The organism is Actinomadura meridiana (assembly GCF_039537545.1).
GTDB classification, from domain to species: Bacteria; Actinomycetota; Actinomycetes; order Streptosporangiales; family Streptosporangiaceae; genus Spirillospora; species Spirillospora meridiana.
In genome coordinates this window covers 358176-374070 of sequence record NZ_BAABAS010000029.1, presented here as the reverse complement: position 1 = coordinate 374070, position 15895 = coordinate 358176, and the positions used below count along the sequence as shown (strand labels likewise).

Genomic DNA, 15895 nt, shown 5'->3' with positions numbered 1-15895 from the left:
GCCGTCTGATCGCCAGGAAACCTGGGTAACAGCCGTACGGGATGGATGATGGGCGCACATGAGGCGGTGACCGCCCGCGAGGCGGTGCTCACACCGGACGCGCACGGCCCGGCGCCGCGCGTCCGGCGCGAGCTGCTGGTCGGGCTCCTGCTGTTCTCGGCGTACGCGCTGGTCACCCGGCTCCCCGAGCAGGGCAGGACGGCGACGGCCCGCGCGCACGGCGAGGCGATCTTCAATCTGGAGCGGGCGCTGCACCTCGACGTCGAGCCGCGCCTCAACGGGTGGCTGGCGCACCAGTCGGTGCTGCGGGTGCTGGCGAACTACGAGTACGCGATCACGTACATCGCGAGCGCGCTGATCCTGCTGATCTGGCTTTTCATCCGGCACCCCGAGCGGTACCGGACGGCCCGCAACGCGTTCATCCTGCTCAACATCGGCGGCCTCGCGACGTTCGCGCTGTATCCCGTCATGCCGCCGCGACTGATGCCCGACCTCGGATTCGTCGACACCGTCCTCCTGGGAGGCACCTGGGGGTCGTGGGGGTCGCCGATGGTCGAGCACGCCGACAAGTTCGCCGCCGTGCCGTCCCTGCACATGGGGTGGACGCTGTGGGTCGGCGTGGAACTCGCCCGCGTCAACGCCCGACGCTGGGTGCAGGTGCTGAACGCCGCGCACGTTCTCGTCACCCTGTACGTGATCCTCGCCACCGCGAACCACTTCATCGTGGACGCGGCCGCCGCCGTCCCGTTCGTCGCCGTCTCGGTGTTCATCGCCGACCGCATCTCCGGCCCGGCGCCCGTCCGCGCCCAGGGCCCCGACGCGTTCTTCCTCGCCGTGGAGACGCCCGACGCCCCGCAGCACGCGGGCGGCGTGATCATGCTGGACACGTCGCGGCGGGAGGTCGGCCGCGACGATCTCGTCCGGGTGGTCGGGGAGCGCCTCGCCGGGCTGCCCCGGTTCCGGCAGCGGCTCGTCCGGCGGGGGCGGTGGCGCCGTCCCGTCTGGCGCCACCACGGCGCCGTCGACTGGGGCTGGCACGTCGCCGAACGGCACGTCGACGGCATGTCCGGGCTGCGCGCCGTGGTCGCCGAACTCCAGTCCGAGGCGCTGCCGCTCGACCGGCCGCCGTGGCGGATGGTCGTGGTGAAGGGCGCCGAACCCGGCCGGACCGCCGTCGTGTACCTGATGCACCATGTGGTCGCCGACGGCGTCGGCATCGTCGCCCAGGCCGTGTACCTGATGGACCCGCCGCCCGAACCCGCCAAGGCCGGGCCTCCGCGTCAGCGGCTGCGCAGGGCACTCGCCACCGTCGTCGGGCTCGGGCAACTCGCCGTGGACACCGCGTCGCCCGACCGGTTGCCCGCCGCCGGGACGTCCGAACGCCGGTTCGGCACCATGCACCTGCCGCTCGCGACCGTCCGCGACGTGGGTCGCCGTTATGGCGCCCGCGTCACCGACGTGGTGCTGTGCGCGGTCGCGGGCGCCCTGAACCGGGTCGTCAGCGAGGAGGACGGGCGGCCCGGGACCTGCCGCGTCGCCGTCCCGCTGATGATGCGGCCGCCCGGCAGCGCCATGGTCGGCAACCACACCACCGCCGTCATGGTCGACCTGCCGATCGGGAAGATGGCCGAGACCGACCGGCTCGCGCTGATCTCCAAGCGGAGCCGCGTACTGCGGTCCGGGACGCGCGCGCAGGCCGCGTGGACGGTGATGTGGCAGGCGGGCCGGATCCTGCCCGCGCCGCTGCACGCCCGGTTCGCGCGGAAGGCCTACAGCGGCCGGTTCCTCCAGGGCACCGTGTCGAGCCTGCCCGGCCCCGACCGGCCGCTGCGGATGGCGGGCGCGCCGCTCACCGCCGTGTATCCGGTCGTCCCGCTCGCGCCCGGCACGCCGTTCGCGATCGCCGGTCTCGGCGTCGACCGCGAGCTGTGCTTCGGGCTGTCCCTCGATCCCGGGCTCGTCGACGACGCGGATGTGCTGATGGACGCCGTCCTCGACGTCATCGAAGAACTGCGGGACGAGCCCGAGTGATCAGAGCGTGCGCATCGCGCGCAGCGACTCCTTGAGCGAACCCATCGTCGCGAACACGGCGGTCGGCTCGTAGCCGCAGTGCGCCATGCAGTTCGCGCAGCGCTCGTCGCGTCCTCGCCCGTAGGCGTTCCAGTCGGTCGTTTCGAGGAGTTCGCGATACGTCGCGGTGTGGCCGTCGTCCATCAGATAGCAGGGGCGCTGCCAGCCCTTCAGCGAGTACGACGGGATCGCCCACGCCGTGCACGGGAAGTCGACGCGCCCTTCGAGGAAGTCCAGGAACAGCGGCGAGTGGTTGAGACGCCAGCGGCCGCGCCGGCCGTCCGCGAACGCCTTGCGGAACAGCTCCCGCGTCTCCCGCACGCCGAGGAAGTGGTCCTGGTCGGGCGCCTTCTCGTAGGCGTACGCGGGGGAGATCATCATCTGGTCGACGCGCAGGTCGTCGTTGAGGTAGTTCAGGACCTCGATGACCGTCTGCGGGGTGTCGGTGTTGAAGAACGTCGTGTTGGTCGTGACGCGGAACCCGCGCTCCTGGCACATCCTGATCGCGTCCACGGCCTGGTCGAACACGCCCTCCTTGCAGACGGAGGCGTCGTGTCGTTCGCGCAGCCCGTCGATGTGCACGGCCCACGCGAAGTACCGGGACGGCTCGAACTGGTCGATCTTCTTCGGGATCAGCGCCGCGTTCGTGCACAGGAACACGTACCGCCGCATCCGCACCAGCTCGGCGACCATCGCGCCGATGTCGGGGTGCATGAGCGGCTCACCGCCCGCGATCGACACCATCGGCGCGCCGCACTCGCGGATCGCCGCGACCGCCTGCTCCACCGGCATCCGCTGCTTGAGGACGTCCGCCGGATGCTGGATCTTCCCGCAGCCCGCGCACGCCAGGTTGCAGGCGTACAGCGGCTCCAGCTCGACGATCAGCGGGAACCGCGTCCGGCCCCGGAGCCGGTTGCGCAGGACGTGCCCGCCGACGCGCAGGCTCTGGCGCAGTGGCATCGCCATGGGTCATGACCCCTTCAGATAGCGGCCCAGCGCGCTGAGGGGGAACACCAGGCGGTACAGGTGGTAGTTGATGTAGAAGTCGCCGGGGAAGCCGGTGCCGGTGAAGTGGTCCTCGTCCCAGGTGCCGTCGTCGCGTTGGTGGTCGACGAGCCATTGCACGCCGCGCTCCACGGACGGGCCGCGCTCTCCGGCGGCGAGCAGCGCGAGCAGCGCCCACGCCGTCTGCGACGCGGTGGACTCGCCGTGCCCCACCCACGACCGGTCGCGGTAGGAGCGCAGGTCCTCGCCCCAGCCGCCGTCGTCGCGCTGGTGCCGCTCCAGCCACGCGACCGCGTCCCGGATCACGGGCTTCTCCGGCCGGACGCCCGCCGCGATCAGCGCGGGGACGACGCTGCCCGTCCCGTACACGTGGTTGGCGCCCCAGCGTCCGAACCACGACCCGTCCGGCTCCTGGGCCTTGAGCAGCCAGACCACGGCCCGTTTGACGAGCCGCGAATCCGCCATGCCGCGGTGTGCCATCGCCTCCACGACATGCGCGGTGACGTCGGCGGACGGCGGGTCGATCACCTCGCCGAAGTCGCAGAACGGCAGCCTGCGGCCCAGCGTCCGGGTGTTGTCGGCGTCGAACGCGGCGAAACCGCCGTCCCGGCAGACCATCCCCACCATCCAGCGCACGCCGCGCTCGATCGCCGGGTCGGCGGCCGGGTGCTGGACGCGGTTGAGCGCGATGACCACCTCGGCGGTGTCGTCGACGTCGGGATAGCCGTCGTTGTCGAACTCGAACGCCCAGCCGCCCGGTGGGAGGCCGGGGCGCCGCACCGCCCAGTCGCCGGGGCCCTTGACCTCCTCGCGGATCACCCAGTCGGCGGCCCGTTCCAGCGCCTGGTTCCCGGCGGGGACACTGGCGTCGGCGAGGGCGTTCATCGCGAGGACGGTGTCCCAGACGGGGGACTGGCACGCCTCCAGCCGCCGCCCTTGCTCGTCGCGGATGGTGAACCGTTCGAGACCGTCCAGGCCGCGCCGGACGATCGGGTGGTCCAGGCCGTAGCCGAGCAGGTGCAGCGCGAGCAGCGAGTACACCCACGGCGGTTGGATGCCGCCCCATGAGCCGTCCCGTTCCTGGCGCGCGATGATCCAGTCGGCGGCGCGGCGGAGCGCGGCCCGCCGCAGACCCTTGACGGGACGCCGCTCGTACACGTGCAGGGCCTTGTCGAGCGTGGTGAACGCCAGGTCCCAGGCGGTCGGTTCGGGCTTCTCCGGCGGCGGGTCGACGGGGCCGGGATACAGCTCGTCCAGGTCGAACGGCAGCGGCCGGACGGGACGCAGCGCCGCCACGACCGTCAGCGGCACGATCGTCTGCCGCGCCCAGCACGCGAAGTCGTAGACGTTCAGCGGGAACCAGCGCGGCAGGAAGATCATCTCCGGTGGCACGACCGGCAGGTCGTCCCATGACCACCGGCCGAACATCGCCAGCCAGAACCGCGTGAACACCCGGGTCGCCGGAATCCCGCCCCGGGTGCGGATGAAGGCGGCCGCGCGTTCCATGTGCTCGGCCTCGGGCGGGTCTCCGGCGAGCCGCAGCGCCACGTACGCCTCGACCGTCGTGGACAGCTCGGGCGGGCCGCCGTGGAAGTTGGCCCAGGTGCCGTCCGGGGCCTGCCGCGACCTGATCCAGCGGGCCGCCTCGTCCGTGTCGGCGCCGGTGCGGATGCCGAGGAACTCGCGCAGGAGGAGATCCTCGGCGTCCATCGTGACGTTGGTCCGCAACTCGCCCTTCCACCATCCCTCCGGCGACTGGAGGAGCAGCAGGTGCTCGCGGGCGGCGTCGACCGCGTCCGCGACCGTCAGCAGCGGCCCGGGCATCAGTGGTCCCGGCCCGTGACGAAGTCGGCGACGCGCAGGAACTCGGCGCGCACGGGCTCCGGGATCCGGGCCGTGACCAGGTGCTCGGCGGCGCGCTGGATGCGGCTCTCCGCCTCCAGTTCGGCCCAGGCCCGGCCGCCCGCCGCCTCGATGAGCGCCGCGACCTCGCGCAGGTCGTCCTCGGAAAGGTCGTCGCGCCCGTACAGGTCAGTGATGCGGTCGGCCTCCGGTCCGCCGTTGTTCAGCGCGGCCACGACCGGCAGCGACATCTTGCGGGACCGGACGTCCGACAGCGCGGGTTTCCCCGTCGTCGCCGGGTCGCCCCAGATGCCGAGCAGGTCGTCCACCAGCTGGAACGCGATACCGAGGTCGGCGCCGAACGCCTCCAGCGCGGCGGGAAGCGCGTCCGGGGCGCCGTCCAGCACGGCGCCGATCGAGCACGAGCACTCCAGCAGCGCGGCCGTCTTGCCGGACACCATCGCCACGCACTCGTCCAGGCTGATGTGCCCGCGCGTCTCGAACTCCATGTCGAGTGCCTGACCGGCGATGAGACGGCGGGTCGCCACGGCCAGCGCGCGCGTCGCCCGCGCCGACCCCTGACCCGGCGCCTCCAGCAGCACCTCCACGGCGAGCGCGAGCAGCGCGTCACCGGCCAGGATCGCGGCCGGCTCACCGAAGATCGTCCAAGCGGACGGACGGTGCCTGCGGGTCCGGTCGCGGTCCATGATGTCGTCGTGCAGCAGCGAGAAGGCGTGGGTCAGCTCGACCGCGACCGCGCCGGGCAGCGCGCTCTCCGGCGGGGCGCACGCGGCGCGGGCCGACAGCAGCGCCAGCGCCGGGCGCAGCGCCTTGCCCGCCGGGCCCGTGCGCGGATGCCCCTCCTCGTCGGTCCAGCCGAGGTGGTACGCCGCGACGCGGTAGGTGCACGGGTCGAGGCGGCCGACCGCGGCGCGCAGCGCGCCGTCGACCAGCTCCCGGACGCCGGTCAGCGAGATCGGAACGGCCGTCACCGGACCCGCACCCCCTCGGTCACCCGTTCCGGCAGCCGTTCCAAGTGGCGGCGGACCAGGCGCGCGGCGGTCAGGCCGCTGCGCACCGCGCCCTCCATCGTGTCGGGCCAGCCGGTGTCGGTCCACGCGCCCGCCAGGAACAGGCCGGGCGCCCGCGTCGCCGCCGACGGCCGGGCCGCCGCGCAGCCGGGACGCTGCCGGAACGTCGCCCGCCGCTCCCGCGTCACGAACACCTCCCGGACCTCCGCGCCCCGTGCGGCGGGCAGCAGCCTGCGCAGCTCGGGCACGAACCGGGCGCGGATCTCGGCGGTCGGCATGTCGATCCAGCGGTCGGCGGCCGACAGCGAGATCGCCAGGTACTGGCCGGCGCTGTCTCCGGTGGGGGGGCGACCCCCCACACCACCCGGAACCGCCGCGAGGCCACTGGCCGCCGTCCGGTCGAACGCCCACTGGACGGGTGAGCCGACCGCGGCGGCGAACGGCTCGTCCATGACCGTCCGGTCGTAGACGACGTGGACGTTCACGATGGGGCTGGCGTCCAACTCGTGCCAGCGCAACGGATCCGGCAGCGCCTGCGCGGGCAGCAGCCGCGCCGCCGCCTCGGGCGGCACCGCCATGATCACCGCGTCGGCGGCGATCGGGACGCCGTCCACCACGACCTTCGGGTCCGTGGTGACCGCCTCGACCTTCGACTTGAGCCGGACCGTCCCGCCCATCTCCGCGATCCGCCGCAGCGCCGGACCGCCGTGCAGCTCCTCCAGCGGGACGCTCGGCACCCCGATGTCGGCGGCGTCGGCGCGGCCCAGCAGGGCGCGGCGGCACACCACCGCCGACAGCCCGAGCGCCGCGTCGTCGACCTCGGCGTTCAGCGCGGACGTGAGGAACAGCCCCCACAACGCCTGCCGGGCCCACGCCCGCTGCCCGTGCTCGGCCAGCCACGCGCCCGCCGTCACGGCGTCCAACGCCGGGTCGGACGGGTCGAGCCCCCGCATCGCGACCGCCGCCCGCACCGCCCGCACACGGTCGGCGAAGGGGAGCGGCGAATACCTCGCCAGCGCGGGCAGCATGTGCAGCGGGCTCGGCAGGTTCGCCCGCCGCAGCCGCGCCGGTCGTGTGCCCGGACGCAGCACCGCGACGTCGAACCGGTTCTGCACCGACACCAGCCGTTCGGCGCGCAGCCTGCGCAGCAGCCCCTGGTACGCCGTGCAGCACTTGAGGAAGACGTGCTGGCCGTTGTCGACGCGCAGGGCGCCGCGTCCGAACGAGTGCGTGGCGCCGCCCAGCCACGGGCGCGACTCCACGAGCGTGACCGGCACCCCCGACTCCTGCAACGCGATCGCGGCGCTGATGCCCGCCAGGCCGCCCCCGACGATGACGACGCTCACCGCTCCACCCCCGACAGCGCCCGCGCCGCCACGACCGCCTTCTGCCAGGTCGGCAGCGACACCCGGGCGTTCAGCGCCGCCGCCGGGCGCGCCGCGATGTTCTCCAGCAGCCGCCGGTAGATGCCCGCCATCGCGGCGGTGCAGGCGGCGCTGCGCCGGTCCAGCAGCGGCAGCAGCCGCAGGCCCTCGGCGTACCAGGCGCGGGCCCGCTCCGCCTGGAAGCCGACCAGCTCGTTCAGCCGCCACGGCGGGTCGAGGAACCGGCCGGACTCGTCCAGGTTCAGCGTGCAGCCGAACCGTTCGAGGTCCTCGGCGGGCAGGTAGATGCGGCCCGCCATCCGGTCCTCGCGCAGGTCACGCAGGATGTTGGTGAGCTGGAGAGCGACGCCGAGCGAGTCGGCCAGGCCCTCGGCGCGCTGCCGCCCGTCCGAGCCGAACACGCCGAGCGACAGCCGTCCGATGGTTCCGGCGACCCGCTGGCAGTAGCGCAGCAGGTCGTCGAACGTCTTGTAGTCGGCGCCGCGGATGTCGTCCTCGCAGCCGTCGATCAGCTCGTCGAACGCCTCCAGCGGGATCGGGTAGCGGCCCGCCGCGTCGACCAGCGCGGTCAGCACCGGATGGCCCTCCAGGGCCCCGGCGTCGGCGCGGCGGCGCAGCACCTCCTGCACGGTCGTCAGCCGTCGCCGCGACCGGTCCAGCAGGTCCAGCCGCACGCACGCCGGTTCGGGGCCGTCCCCGATGTCGTCGACGCCGCGTGCGAAGGCGTAGACCGCGCTCATCGCCCGCCGCTTCGGCGGCGGCATCAGCCGGATCCCGTAGGAGAAGTTGCGGGCCTGTTCGCGCATCACCCGCTCGCAGTGCCGATACGCCCCAAGGACCCGGTCGGATTGCTCGCACGCCTCCGAGACCGTCATCGCCTCCCCCTTTCGAAACCCCGTCCGAGGCCCCGGGCCCACCCGGCCAGGAGCCACGCGCGTCGTGGGCGCAGTCGGTGCGCCAGCACGTCGTACCGGCCGCGTTCGAGCGCGGCCAGCGTCGCCCGGCCGCCCGCCACGTAGCCCGCGACGGCGATCCGCGCCCAGCCCGTCAGCTCCTCCATCAGCGGTGCGGCGCCCCGGTCCAGGAGGTCGCGGGCGCGGCCCGCCTCCAGGGCCAGCACGCCCCGCAGCCGCGTCGGCGTCAGCGGGCGGGCCAGGTCGTCCTCGGCGCACCCGAACCGCCGCAGGTCCTCGCCCGGCAGGTAGATCCGGCCGTCGCGGTAGTCCTCCCCGACGTCCTGGCAGTGCTCGATGAGCTGCAACGCGGTGCAGACGTCGTCGGACGCCGCCACCAGACGCGGCCGGTAGGCGCGGAACAGGTGCAGGACCATGCGCCCCACCGGCGACGCCGACAGCGCGCAGTACTCGGTCAGCTCCTCGAACGTCTCGTACCGGTTGACGACCTGGTCCTGCCGGTTGGCGCGGACCAGGTCGCGGAACGGGTCCGCCGGTATCCCGTGCGCGTGCACCACCGGCGCCAGCCTGCGCAGTTGCGGCAGGCTCGGCGTCCGCCCGGCGAACACCCGGTCGAGGTCGTCGTCCACCAGACCGAGCAGCTTGGCCCGCTGCCCGCGCGGCGCCTGGTCGCCGATGTCGTCGACGAGCCGAGCGAAGCCGTAGACGGCCCGCAGCCCGGCCCGATGCCGGGCCGGCAGCAACCGCGCCGCGACGGGAAAGTTCTCCCGCGCGGCGAGCCGGTCCAGCGCGCGGTCATGCTCGGCTGCGCTCCAGGACGGTTCAATGATCACCTTGGGAAGATCGACAGGACCGGCACTAGAGAAACTCTGGCCAAGGTATGGGTTCTTTGAAACGTTGCGCGCCCGGCCCGCACCGGTTCACAGTCCCAGCCGCCCCGAAGGTTGACCTTCCGGCTCTGACGTCAGCCCGGATTCCGATGGAACAGGAGCACGCCGTCTTCCGCTCTGACCAGCGAGAACCCGGCCGAGGGGAGCTCGTTCAGCCTGGCCAGCTGCACCTCGGCGGGCGCCGGAACGCCCCCAGGACGCGTGCTGTCGACGATCACCCACTCCGCAGGGCGTCGATGCACGTCGGCGAAGAGCGTCACGTCGCACCTGTCCGTGAGTTGCGGAACGAGATAATTGCTGGCGGCGACCGAGGCCCCACTGGGAATCGCCGCGAGCAATTCCCGCGTCGCCACGACATGGTCCGAAGGGTGATAAAAACTGGAATGCATAAGATTCCAGAACGAAAAGAACGGTAAGAACGCGATGCCTATGACGATCGTGCTCATCGGGGCGAGGCCAGCGTACCGTCGAGCCATCGAGAACCTGCTGGTCCGTAGCATTGTGACCGCGTCAAGCATTGCCACGAAGACGATCGGCATCAAGATCGCATTGTAGTGCACCTCGCCGATACTCCATTGAGGCGACTGCGTTGACGCGATCCGGTAGGCCACAACCGGAAGACCCACGATAACGAGAGGCGACCGCAACGCGGAGAACGCCGTGACCGCCGACAGGCACAGCAAGAGCATAAGCTTCTGCGGATGTTGAAACATGCTGGCAGGCACGTCGGCGACAGTCGAAAGAATGCTCTGCTGACCGCCAGCACTCATCTGACCCCAGTAGCGGTACTGGCCTGCCCAGTTGAAATAGGGTATCAACACGGTAACCGTCACCACGAGACCGACGATGCCGATGGTGGCGACACTCACTCCAAGACGGTAACGCTTCTTTATCACAAGGTAGAGTCCGATGGCGGAGATGACGAGCCCAAAGTCTTCCTTGACAAGTAATAAAGGAAGGGCCATTGCAACCGCCGCCCGCCAGTGTTCCTCCGTCAGGTAAGTGACCGCGAACGCGAGGAGTGGAACCGCGAACGCGATCTCGTGAAAGTCGAAGGCGACCGCACCCTGGACGCCCCAGGAAAGTCCGTAGGTCACTGACACGGCGGTACCTCTGACCAGGCCAAGCCGTGCGATGGCCAATCTGGCGATCGGAACCACCGACAACGCGACCAGGAACGCCTGGGCCACCAACAGCATTCTCGCATCAGGCCACACCCAGTACAGCGGGGCCAGCGTGGCGATGATCGGATGAAAGTGATCTCCGAGAAGGTTGGCCCCCGGCCCTTTGACAGGCACGATTGGCGCATCGAAATGCGAATAAGCACGAACCGCCTGGTCAAAGATGCCGAGATCGTATCCAGCCGAGTCTATGCGCGCATGTCTGAGCAGTGAATAGGAAGCGTAGAGGGCCCACAGAACGACCATGAGAATGAAGGGAGCAGCTCGGCCGGCTGACGGCCGGCTGACGACATCAGGCGGTCTGGTTTCTCTGGAGTGCACAGGGGCATCTATGGCCATGACAGGCGAGCTTACTGTCTAACACACCTCTGTCGACACCAGTTTCCCGAGATCCATCAGACGCCACCGGATCGCGAGTCGGCAGATGGCGCACTCGAAGCCAAGCGACTGTGCAGGGTGTTTTAGCAGGTGGGCGGAACGCTTTCGCTGACGTCCGAGACCAAAACAGGTACCGGATTAACCTGCGTTTGGTGACGTTGCGTGGGCACTGAGAAGCGTGCTGGGATCGAGCGACTTGGGCCATTTGTGTCGCGCCCGAAGGTAGGAACGGCACTCGGCCCCAGAAGGGTGGCCGGTGAGTGTGCCACGAACGGCTTGAATTGTGGGGAGTCAGGGCTGCTCGTGGCGGCCGCGGAGGGTTTCCTTCTTGACGCGGTTGCCGCAGGTGTTCATTGAGCACCAGCGGCGGGTGCCGGGGCGGGACGAGTCCAGGAACAGGGCCTGGCATCCGGGGCCCGCGCACTCGTGGACGTGGGCGATCTCGGGTGCGGTCACGAGGTCCAGGGCGTCACGGGCCACCAGGGCCAGGGTCGCGGGGACGGGGTCGGCGGCGTGCCAGGAAAGGTGTCCGGCGGCGTCCAGGCGCGGCACGGGGGTTGGGAGGGCGGCCGCGTCGTTGACGGCTTTTCGTGCTCCTGCGGAGCACGATTCGAGGCCCGCCGGGGTTCGGGCGGCGGTGATGAGTTCGAAGGTTGCTTCTCGGAGGTTGCGGGCCAAGGCGTCGTGGTCGACTAGGTGAGGCGTGGGAGGAGCTGGAGCGCGACGTCGAGGGGGCGGCCGTCCGGGGTGCCGCCGTCCTCGGTCGTCCATACCTCGGAGAGGACGGCCACGACGAAGCCCCAGGCGGCCACTCGTTCGGACGGTATCCGAAGGCCGTCGGCGAGCTGCTCGATCCGCGCGGGCACGAGCGCGAGCAGGGCGTCGTCGCGGTCGCCGGGGTCAGGGTTGTAGAGCAGGGCACCGACCTCGTAGCCGGGGTCGCCGACGTAGCCGTGTGGGTCGATCGCCAGCCAGGGTTCGCGCCGGGCCCGCAACACGTTGTCGTGGTGCAGGTCGCCGTGCAGGACGACCGGTTCCGTGGTGTCGGCGCACAGTTCGTCGAAGAGCTTCGCGGCCCGTTCGACGAGGTGTCGTGGGAGTGGGTCGTCCCCGGGGAAGCGGTTCAGGTGCTCCGCGAACGACTTGGCCTCTGTGGAGAGGTCGGGGAGTGGGTATCCGGGTGGGGCCGGGTTGTGCAGCTGCTGAATCAGGTTGATCACTGCGGCCGTGGCCTCGTCGTCTTTGGCGGGGACGAGGTCGCGCGCGAGGGTTCCGGGGTCGGCGCGTTCCAGTAGCAGGGCGCCGCGGTCGTGGTCGTGGGCGAGCAGCCGGACGGCGCCGTGCCCGTGGTAGAAGTCCAGCGCCGCCACCTCGCGATCGAGGTGGCCCGGCTGCGGCGGTCCGAGCTTGAGGACCGCCGCCGTCCCGTCCTCGCGCGTCGCCGCCGCCACCCAGTGGTAGCTCAGGTCGAAGAGCGGACCGATCGTCAGACCCCAGGCGTGGGTCACGGCGTCGATGGTGCTCGGCAGCGCGTCCAGCCAGCGTTGGCCGTCGGCGCCCCAGACGTTCAGCGCGTTCCGGACGAGGACGGGGGGAAGTTCGATCACGGGACCGATCCTGCCACCTGGGCGCGCCTCGTCATTCCTCGTCGCGGCGGGCGGCGGCCTGGTCGGACAGGGCGCGGGCCAACTCGGCGGCCTGCGCGTCGCCGAGCGGCTCGTGTCCGACGAGGATCCGGTACCAGAGCAGGCCGTAGATCTGGTCGACCATCAGGGCGAGGTCGGCGCCGGACGCGATCTCGCCGCGGCCGCGGGCGCGTTCGAACAGCGCGGACAGGACGCGGCGCCGCGACTCGATGAACACGCTCATGTGCTCGCGCGCGTGCGGGTCGCGCTGCGCCTCGGCCATCGAGTTGCGCAGCACGGACGCGGTGAGCCGGTGGCCCGCCGCCCGGAACGTCGCGGTCAGGAACGCCGTGAGGTCGCCGTGGAGGGTGCCGGTGTCGGGGACGGGGATGTCGGCGCCCGTGCGTTCGGCCATCGCCTCCAACAGCACCGCGCCCTCCCGAGGACGTCGCGCAGGCGGTCCTGCTCACCGCGGCCAACGGCTTCGTGACCGGCCAGGTCGTCGAGTGCAACGGCGGGCTCAGTCTGCCGACCGGACGCTGACGAGGAGCAAGTACCTTGATGTCGAGATAAGTTGGGAGTAGCTTGACGTCAAGAGAAAAGCGGCGGAAGTTAGCCTGACCTGATTGCCGGTCGGACTCCCGACTAGGGCAGGATCAAGGGAGACGTGCATCAGCCCGCCGCGCGGCGCCCCGCGCCGAACCCAGGGCGGCGGGCGCATCTGAAGATCGAGACGACGCCGCGCGCCCATGTCCTGACCGGACGCGCGCGGTGGTGACGGAGGAGGAGTCCGTGTCCGCGAACAGCTTCGGCAGCCGCGACAAGCTACAGGTCGGCGACAGGTCATACGACATCTACCGGCTCGACGCCGTCGAGGGCGCGGCACGTCTCCCGTACAGCCTCAAGGTGCTGCTGGAGAACCTGCTGCGCACCGAGGACGGCGCGAACGTCACCGCCGACCACATCCGCGCGGTCGGCCAGTGGGACCCGAAGGCCCAGCCCAGCAAGGAGATCCAGTTCACCCCGGCGCGGGTCATCATGCAGGACTTCACCGGCGTGCCGTGCGTGGTCGACCTCGCCACGATGCGCGAGGCCGTCCGCGACCTCGGCGGTGACCCGAGCCAGATCAACCCGCTGGCGCCCGCCGAGATGGTCATCGACCACTCCGTCATCGTCGACTACTTCGGTTCGCCGGACGCCTTCGAGCGCAACGTGCAGCGCGAGTACGAGCGCAACCGCGAGCGCTACCAGTTCCTGCGGTGGGGGCAGACGGCGTTCGACGAGTTCAAGGTCGTCCCGCCCGGCACCGGCATCGTGCACCAGGTGAACATCGAGCACCTCGCCCGCGTCGTGTTCGACCGCGACGGCGTCGCCTACCCCGACACCTGCGTCGGCACCGACTCGCACACGACGATGGAGAACGGCATCGGCGTGCTCGGCTGGGGCGTCGGCGGCATCGAGGCGGAGGCCGCGATGCTCGGCCAGCCCATCTCGATGCTCATCCCGCGCGTCGTCGGGTTCAAGCTGAGCGGTGAACTGCCCGCCGGGACGACGGCGACCGACCTGGTGCTGACCGTCACCGAGATGCTCCGCCAGCACGGCGTCGTCGGCAAGTTCGTCGAGTTCTACGGCGAGGGCGTGCACGCGCTGCCGCTCGCCAACCGCGCCACGATCGGCAACATGAGCCCCGAGTTCGGCTCCACCTGCGCGATCTTCCCCATCGACGACGAGACGCTGAACTACCTGCGGCTCACGGGACGCGACGAGGAGCAGATCGCCCTGGTCGAGGCGTACGCCAAGGCGCAGGGGATGTGGCTCGACCCGTCCGTTGAGCCGGAGTTCTCCGAGTACCTGGAACTCGACCTGTCGACGGTCGTGCCGTCGCTGGCCGGTCCGAAGCGCCCGCAGGACCGCATCTCCCTCGCCGACGCCAAGCCGACCTGGCGCCGCGACGTGCAGAACTACGTCGCCAGCGTGCAGGGCGCGGCGGACGAGGCGTCCAACGAGTCCTTCCCCGCCTCCGACTCCCCGGCGATCAGCCACGACACCAACGGCGACAAGCCCCGTCACGTCGACCCGGACGGCTCGTCCCGCCCGCACACCCGGGTGCCCGTGACGCTGGACGACGGCACCGAGTTCGAGATCGACCACGGCCATGTCGCGGTCGCGGCCATCACGTCCTGCACCAACACGTCCAACCCGTACGTGATGATCGGCGCCGCGCTGCTGGCGAAGAACGCCGTCGAGAAGGGTCTCACCCGCAAGCCGTGGGTGAAGACCTCGCTCGCGCCCGGGTCGCAGGTCGTCACCGACTACCTGGAGCGCGCCGGGCTCACCCCCTACCTCGACAAGATCGGCTTCAACCTGGTCGGGTACGGCTGCACCACCTGCATCGGCAACACCGGCCCGCTCCAGCCGGAGATCTCCAAGGCCGTCAACGACAACGACCTCGCCGTCACGGCGGTGCTGTCGGGCAACCGCAACTTCGAGGGCCGCATCAGCCCCGACGTGAAGATGAACTACCTCGCGTCGCCGCCGCTGGTCATCGCCTACGCGCTGGCCGGGTCGATGGACGTCGACATCCTCAACGACCCGATCGCCGAGGGCACGGACGGCCCGGTCCACCTGCGCGACATCTGGCCCGCGCCGGACGAGGTCGCCTCGATCGTCGAGTCGTCCATCGGGCAGGAGATGTTCACCGAGAGCTACGCCGACGTCTTCAAGGGCGACGAGCGCTGGACCGGCCTGCCGATCCCGACCGGCAACCTGTTCGAGTGGGACGCCTCGTCCACCTACGTCCGTAAGGCCCCGTACTTCGACGGCATGGGCGCCGAGCCCGAGCCCGTCGCCGACATCCACGGCGCGCGGGTGCTGGCGAAGCTCGGCGACTCGGTCACCACCGACCACATCTCCCCGGCCGGGTCCATCAAGGTCGGCACGCCCGCCGCGCAGTACCTCCAGGACAACGGCGTCGCCGTGAAGGACTTCAACTCCTACGGCTCGCGGCGCGGCAACCACGAGGTCATGATCCGCGGGACGTTCGCCAACATCCGGCTCCGCAACCAGCTTCTGGACGACGTCGAGGGCGGCTACACCCGCGACTTCACCCAGGACGGCGCGCCCCAGTCGTTCATCTACGACGCGGCCCAGAACTACGCCGCGCAGGGCACGCCGCTCGTCGTCATCGCGGGCAAGGAGTACGGGTCGGGGTCGTCGCGCGACTGGGCGGCCAAGGGCACCGCGCTGCTCGGCGTCCGCGCCGTCATCGCCGAGTCCTACGAGCGCATCCACCGCTCGAACCTGATCGGCCTCGGCGTCCTGCCGCTCCAGTTCAAGGACGGCGACTCCGCCGAGTCCCTCGGCCTGACCGGCACCGAGACGTTCGACATCACCGGCGTCACCGCGCTCAACGAGGGCGGCGTCCCGGACGAGGTCACCGTCAGCGTCGACGGCAGGGAGTTCGCCGCGACCGTCCGCATCGACACCCCTGGAGAGGCCGACTACTACCGCAACGGCGGCATCCTCCAGTACGTCCTGCGCAACCTCATCCGCAAGTGACCTTGGGACGGGCCGT

The 15895-nt window shown here is 71.0% G+C and carries 12 protein-coding genes; 2 read left to right on the top strand and 10 right to left on the bottom strand.

Features of this window, described 5'->3' with window-relative positions; genetic code table 11:
- Window positions 1-45: 45 nt before the first annotated feature.
- Window positions 46-2031 carry a bifunctional phosphatase PAP2/O-acyltransferase family protein gene (locus tag ABD808_RS36745; protein WP_344907540.1) on the top strand — a complete coding sequence of 662 codons (1986 nt, stop codon included), beginning with the start codon at window positions 46-48 and terminating at the stop codon, window positions 2029-2031.
- Here ABD808_RS36745 and hpnH read toward each other — a convergent pair whose 3' ends face one another.
- From hpnH to ABD808_RS36695, 10 genes are all read right to left on the bottom strand, one after another.
- Window positions 2032-3036: an adenosyl-hopene transferase HpnH gene (hpnH, locus tag ABD808_RS36740; protein ID WP_344907537.1), complete on the bottom strand. Its 1005-nt coding sequence runs from the start codon at window positions 3034-3036 to the stop codon at window positions 2032-2034.
- Between the two features lie 3 nt (window positions 3037-3039).
- Window positions 3040-4899 (bottom strand): squalene--hopene cyclase, encoded by a 1860-nt coding sequence (gene shc / locus ABD808_RS36735; protein ID WP_344907534.1) that lies wholly within the window; start codon window positions 4897-4899, stop codon window positions 3040-3042.
- Window positions 4899-5909, bottom strand: coding sequence for a polyprenyl synthetase family protein (locus tag ABD808_RS36730; RefSeq protein WP_344907531.1), 1011 nt, complete (start codon window positions 5907-5909; stop codon window positions 4899-4901). Before ABD808_RS36730 ends, shc begins: the two co-directional genes overlap by 1 nt.
- Window positions 5906-7294: a hydroxysqualene dehydroxylase HpnE gene (gene hpnE, locus ABD808_RS36725; RefSeq protein WP_344907528.1), complete on the bottom strand. Its 1389-nt coding sequence runs from the start codon at window positions 7292-7294 to the stop codon at window positions 5906-5908. Before hpnE ends, ABD808_RS36730 begins: the two co-directional genes overlap by 4 nt.
- The gene (gene hpnD / locus ABD808_RS36720; protein WP_344907525.1) at window positions 7291-8208 is read right to left on the bottom strand and encodes a presqualene diphosphate synthase HpnD; all 918 of its coding nucleotides are present in this window, start codon (window positions 8206-8208) and stop codon (window positions 7291-7293) included. Before hpnD ends, hpnE begins: the two co-directional genes overlap by 4 nt.
- The gene (hpnC, locus tag ABD808_RS36715; RefSeq protein ID WP_344907522.1) at window positions 8205-9080 is read right to left on the bottom strand and encodes a squalene synthase HpnC; all 876 of its coding nucleotides are present in this window, start codon (window positions 9078-9080) and stop codon (window positions 8205-8207) included. The genes hpnD and hpnC overlap by 4 nt, the downstream gene beginning before the upstream one ends.
- A 131-nt stretch (window positions 9081-9211) precedes the next feature.
- Window positions 9212-10564: a DUF2079 domain-containing protein gene (locus tag ABD808_RS36710; protein WP_344907519.1), complete on the bottom strand. Its 1353-nt coding sequence runs from the start codon at window positions 10562-10564 to the stop codon at window positions 9212-9214.
- 423 nt (window positions 10565-10987) lie between these two features.
- Window positions 10988-11374, bottom strand: coding sequence for a CGNR zinc finger domain-containing protein (locus ABD808_RS36705; protein WP_344907516.1), 387 nt, complete (start codon window positions 11372-11374; stop codon window positions 10988-10990).
- A gap of 14 nt (window positions 11375-11388) precedes the next feature.
- Window positions 11389-12303: an aminoglycoside phosphotransferase family protein gene (locus ABD808_RS36700; RefSeq protein ID WP_344907513.1), complete on the bottom strand. Its 915-nt coding sequence runs from the start codon at window positions 12301-12303 to the stop codon at window positions 11389-11391.
- Window positions 12304-12334: 31 nt separating this feature from the next.
- Complete coding sequence (locus ABD808_RS36695) at window positions 12335-12751, bottom strand: TetR-like C-terminal domain-containing protein (RefSeq protein WP_344907510.1); 417 nt, start codon at window positions 12749-12751, stop codon at window positions 12335-12337.
- A 362-nt stretch (window positions 12752-13113) separates the two neighbouring features.
- On the opposite strand from ABD808_RS36695, the gene acnA reads away from it, so the two are divergent.
- Complete coding sequence (acnA, locus tag ABD808_RS36690) at window positions 13114-15879, top strand: aconitate hydratase AcnA (RefSeq protein ID WP_344907507.1); 2766 nt, start codon at window positions 13114-13116, stop codon at window positions 15877-15879.
- Window positions 15880-15895: the final 16 nt, after the last annotated feature.

Excerpts from the sequence above, each read along its gene's own strand:
- shc (WP_344907534.1), bottom strand. The coding sequence starts at position 4,899 with ATGCCCGGGCCGCTGCTGACGGTCGCGGACGCGGTCGACGCCGCCCGC.
- ABD808_RS36745 (WP_344907540.1), top strand. The coding sequence starts at position 46 with ATGATGGGCGCACATGAGGCGGTGACCGCCCGCGAGGCGGTGCTCACA.
- hpnH (WP_344907537.1), bottom strand. The coding sequence starts at position 3,036 with ATGGCGATGCCACTGCGCCAGAGCCTGCGCGTCGGCGGGCACGTCCTG.
- hpnD (WP_344907525.1), bottom strand. The coding sequence starts at position 8,208 with ATGACGGTCTCGGAGGCGTGCGAGCAATCCGACCGGGTCCTTGGGGCG.
- ABD808_RS36710 (WP_344907519.1), bottom strand. The coding sequence starts at position 10,564 with ATGGTCGTTCTGTGGGCCCTCTACGCTTCCTATTCACTGCTCAGACAT.